3 protein-coding genes and 1 pseudogene are annotated in these 3,660 nt (G+C 31.0%); all 4 read right to left on the bottom strand.

The features are described 5' to 3' along the window. Positions 1–269 (bottom strand): annotated as a pseudogene (locus ACMOUI_RS05750) (hypothetical protein); the annotation flags it as partial. Beyond that, complete coding sequence (locus ACMOUI_RS05745; protein WP_418964778.1) at positions 259–1,149, bottom strand: carbohydrate ABC transporter permease; 891 nt, start codon at positions 1,147–1,149, stop codon at positions 259–261. The pseudogene ACMOUI_RS05750 and the gene ACMOUI_RS05745, both read right to left, overlap by 11 nt. Further along, the gene (locus ACMOUI_RS05740) at positions 1,150–2,409 is read right to left on the bottom strand and encodes a sugar ABC transporter substrate-binding protein (protein WP_418964777.1); all 1,260 of its coding nucleotides are present in this window, start codon (positions 2,407–2,409) and stop codon (positions 1,150–1,152) included. A 49-nt stretch (positions 2,410–2,458) separates the two neighbouring features. Further along, positions 2,459–3,607, bottom strand: coding sequence for a double-cubane-cluster-containing anaerobic reductase (locus ACMOUI_RS05735; RefSeq protein WP_418964776.1), 1,149 nt, complete (start codon positions 3,605–3,607; stop codon positions 2,459–2,461). Positions 3,608–3,660: the final 53 nt, after the last annotated feature.

Genomic DNA, 3,660 nt, shown 5'->3' with positions numbered 1-3,660 from the left:
GGGGTACCCAGAATTACAGTTATAAGGCTTGTAAAAAGAGAATTTTTCATGGCTAAAAGAAAGTTGCTCCCCTCTTTTGTAGAGATATTCAAAAGCTTTTTATAATTAAAAAAACTAAAAGATTTTGGGAAAAATGTATCTCTGTTACTAAAAATATCTTTTTCATGTCCAATACTTATGATAAAGCACCAAAGGATAGGACCTAATATTAAAAAGAGAAAAATAACAACACTGATCCAATAAAGAAACTCCTCTTTTTTATTTTTCATACTGTTTCCACCTCCTATTGAGAAAGGCAATATAGATATAACCTAAAACTCCACATAAAAGGGTGATTGTATAGGATATTGCACTTCCATATCCAATATTAAAAAAAGAAAATGTTTGATTATAATTATATATCATAAAAGGTTCGCCAAGTTTACGAAAACCTACAAGTGCAACAAACTCATCAAAAACATTTATACCTATAAGAGTGAGATTTGTTACAACAATAAGAAATGTAGGTAAAAGCATAGGCAGTATGATATTTTTTATCTTTTGAAAGGAGGAAGCTCCATCAATTTCAGCCGCTTCAAATATCTCTTCGGGTATTGCTTTTATATTGGCAAGAAGAAGAATAGTGCAAAATGGAATAGCTCTCCATGCAACAATAATTCCAAATATAATAAGCGATCCATATTGAGAGTTTAGCCAAAGTATTGGTCTATCAACAAGATTAAAGTAATAAAGAAGTTTATTTATAAAACCAAACTCTGGATAAAAGATAAATTTCCAAATAAGACCATTGACTACCGGGGGAAGTGCCCAAGGTATAATTGCTATGGCAGTGAGTAAATTTGTAATTTTATTTTGTCTTTCAAGAATTAAAGATACAAGAAAGCTAAAACTTACTCCTAAAATTAATAGAACTAATATGACCAATGAGGTATTAATAAGAGCTGAGTAGAATTCAGAGTCTCTAAAAATATCAACATAGTTTTGAAGCCCTATAAATTTTCTACTATAGGGCTTTGTAAGTTTATAGTATTCTAAACTATAAAATAGAGTTAGAATAATAGGATATAGTACTGTAGAAACTATAATAAAAATAGATGGTAAAATTAAACAATAGGGAAATAGTTTAGTTTGTTTAATTAGTGTTCTCATTTACTTTTGAAGAAGACCTTTAATTTTAGAATCAATCTCTTCTACAGCAACTTCAGGAGTGATATTTCCACTAGCCATTTTATTGATAGCATTGTAGATTATATTACTCATCTCAGCATAATAAGCTGGAACTCCATTTGGAAAAGGAGATTTAACTAATAATGAAACCTCTTTCATAGCTCCAGAATTATTTATTTCACCAGCATCTATAACTTCATTTAAAACAGAAGTTCTTGTAGGAATAGCACTTAATTCCTTAAAGAAAGCTTTTTGAGTTTTCTTTGAAGTATACCATTCTACAAATTTTTTAGCAGCTTCTTTATTTTCAGATAAAGATGATACTCCCACTGCCTCTGTAAGAGCCATAGTTTGAGTAGCTTTTCCATTTTCACCAGGAGGAACAATAACCTCAATCTCTCCAATAACTTTAGATTGGTTTGGATCAGTAGCTCTTGCAATGAAAGATGTTGGTCCAACCATAAATGCAGCATCTTTTGAAAGCAGTTCTCTATATGTATCAATAGCACTCATTGTTAGATTAGCGGGATTTATAAGTTCCTTTTTTACCATCTCATCTATAAAATTTAATGTTTTAAGAGCATTTTCCTTATTGAGAGTATTATCATCATTAAAAACTTTTCCATCTCTTAAAAAGGTCATCCAAATAAATGATGTAGTAGTCCCTTCATTGGCATTTAGAGGGAATGTATATGGATATTTAAGAATATTTTTTTGTCTTAAAGTTTCCATATTTTTAGCTACATCATTCCAAGTTTGAGGTTCTTTTAAATCTGCACTTTTATAAAGCTCTGTGTTATAATAGGCTATACGAAAATCGTTAGCATATGGAACAGCAAGTATTTTTTCATTTAGTATAAATGTTGATAAGCTAGGTATATCCTTTATATCTTCCTGTGAAAGAGTTAATGGCTCTAACCAATTGGCACTATTGAATTCCCCGACCCAAGACCAATCCACTTCAAAAACATCTGCAGCAGCTTTTTTTCCATTGGCAGCAATCGCAATTTTATTTCTAATATCATCCCATGACACAGTTTCAATATTTACTTTAATTCCAGATTCATTTTGAAACTCATCAAGCATAGCCTGAGGTGGGACACCCCAATCCGGTATCATAAAACTTATCTCTGTGGATTTTGGATTTTGTGTAGTTTTTTCAGATATTTCTTTAGAACAACCAGTAAAAAATGTAATTCCTGCTAGTGCAAGAAGTGAATAGGTAAAAAAGTTTTTTTTCATAGTTTAATCTCCCAATAGTTTTATATTAAATCACTTTAGATTTTTAAAATTAAAGCATTTCAACGAAAGCTTCCAATCTTGTTCTTATTTGCCCTTTATCAGAGGTAGAGTAGTCAGTCTCTATAGATATAAAAGGAACTCCTAGATTATTGACATGTCTTTTGATATTTCTGGTTTCAATGGCATAAGTATGGCAAGACTGTAAAATAATCTCTACTACCCCATCCACTTTATAATCTTCAATAAGTTTTGAAAGCATCTCCTCTCTTCCTTTATTTGGACTCATTACAGAACAAGGAATAGAAAGATATTTATCGGCAATAGCTTTTATAGGGGCCTCATTTTCATCAACTAATCTCTCAGTATTTTTTGTTCCACCGCAATTTTCATAGACAACTACAACAGCTCCAACCTCTTCCAATTGTTTTATGATTTTATCTGCTACTCCTCCAAGAGGACAACCAGTAATTAGAATCCTAGGAGCAGTTTTAGATATTTTACACTCATTGTTGCTGTGCATCTCTTTAAGAGTAGCTGTAATTTGATCAAGTTTTGCAATTTGTTTCTCTTTATCAAAAATATACAGAACTCCATTTAAAATAGTAAACATATCATATCCCGAAATTGGAGGAGGAACAAGTTTTCCTAATGAGTAAAAGTTTGTAAGACTAACCCTTTCTCTATTACATAAGTTTATACTTTTACGTAATTTTTCCTCTGTTATAGATGTAGAGAATTTTGATTCAAGCTTCTCTTTGAATCTTATCACTTCATTTTCCCACATATTTTTTGCGTATTCAGAGTCTTGCGAATGTGGAAGTTGCATTACATAAGTATCTTTAATCTCTCCCAATAACTCATACATCTTCTTTTTTCCATCACATGTAGTCTCTCCTACAACTAAATCCGAAAAATACATATAAGGACATTTATCAGAAATAGCATAGCCATAACTAGATTTTATTAATGGGCAAAGATTTTTAGGTAAATGAACTTCAGCAGCAGGAATAGTATCATTACTTACACCACATAGAGTAACTGGAGTCCCCCCGGCAGCATAAACAATCTCTTTTGGTGTATAGGTACAAAATGTACCAACTATATTAGCTCCTTGATCTTTTAGTTCTTTTACTTTTAAAAATCCGTTTCTTCTAGCTTCAGCGAATTCTTCAAAAATTTCATTTAAGTCTACTCTCATTTTTTCTCCTTAAAATACTGATTTATAAATTTTGTACATTAGTAATTATATAA

This window comes from Cetobacterium sp. (assembly GCF_048470075.1).
Classification (GTDB): Bacteria; Fusobacteriota; Fusobacteriia; order Fusobacteriales; family Fusobacteriaceae; genus Cetobacterium_A.
Note: the sequence above shows the minus strand (reverse complement) of the source record. Positions and strands in the feature narration are given on the sequence as shown.

Excerpts from the sequence above, each read along its gene's own strand:
- ACMOUI_RS05740 (WP_418964777.1), bottom strand. The coding sequence starts at position 2,409 with ATGAAAAAAAACTTTTTTACCTATTCACTTCTTGCACTAGCAGGAATT.
- ACMOUI_RS05745 (WP_418964778.1), bottom strand. The coding sequence starts at position 1,149 with ATGAGAACACTAATTAAACAAACTAAACTATTTCCCTATTGTTTAATT.
- ACMOUI_RS05735 (WP_418964776.1), bottom strand. The coding sequence starts at position 3,607 with ATGAGAGTAGACTTAAATGAAATTTTTGAAGAATTCGCTGAAGCTAGA.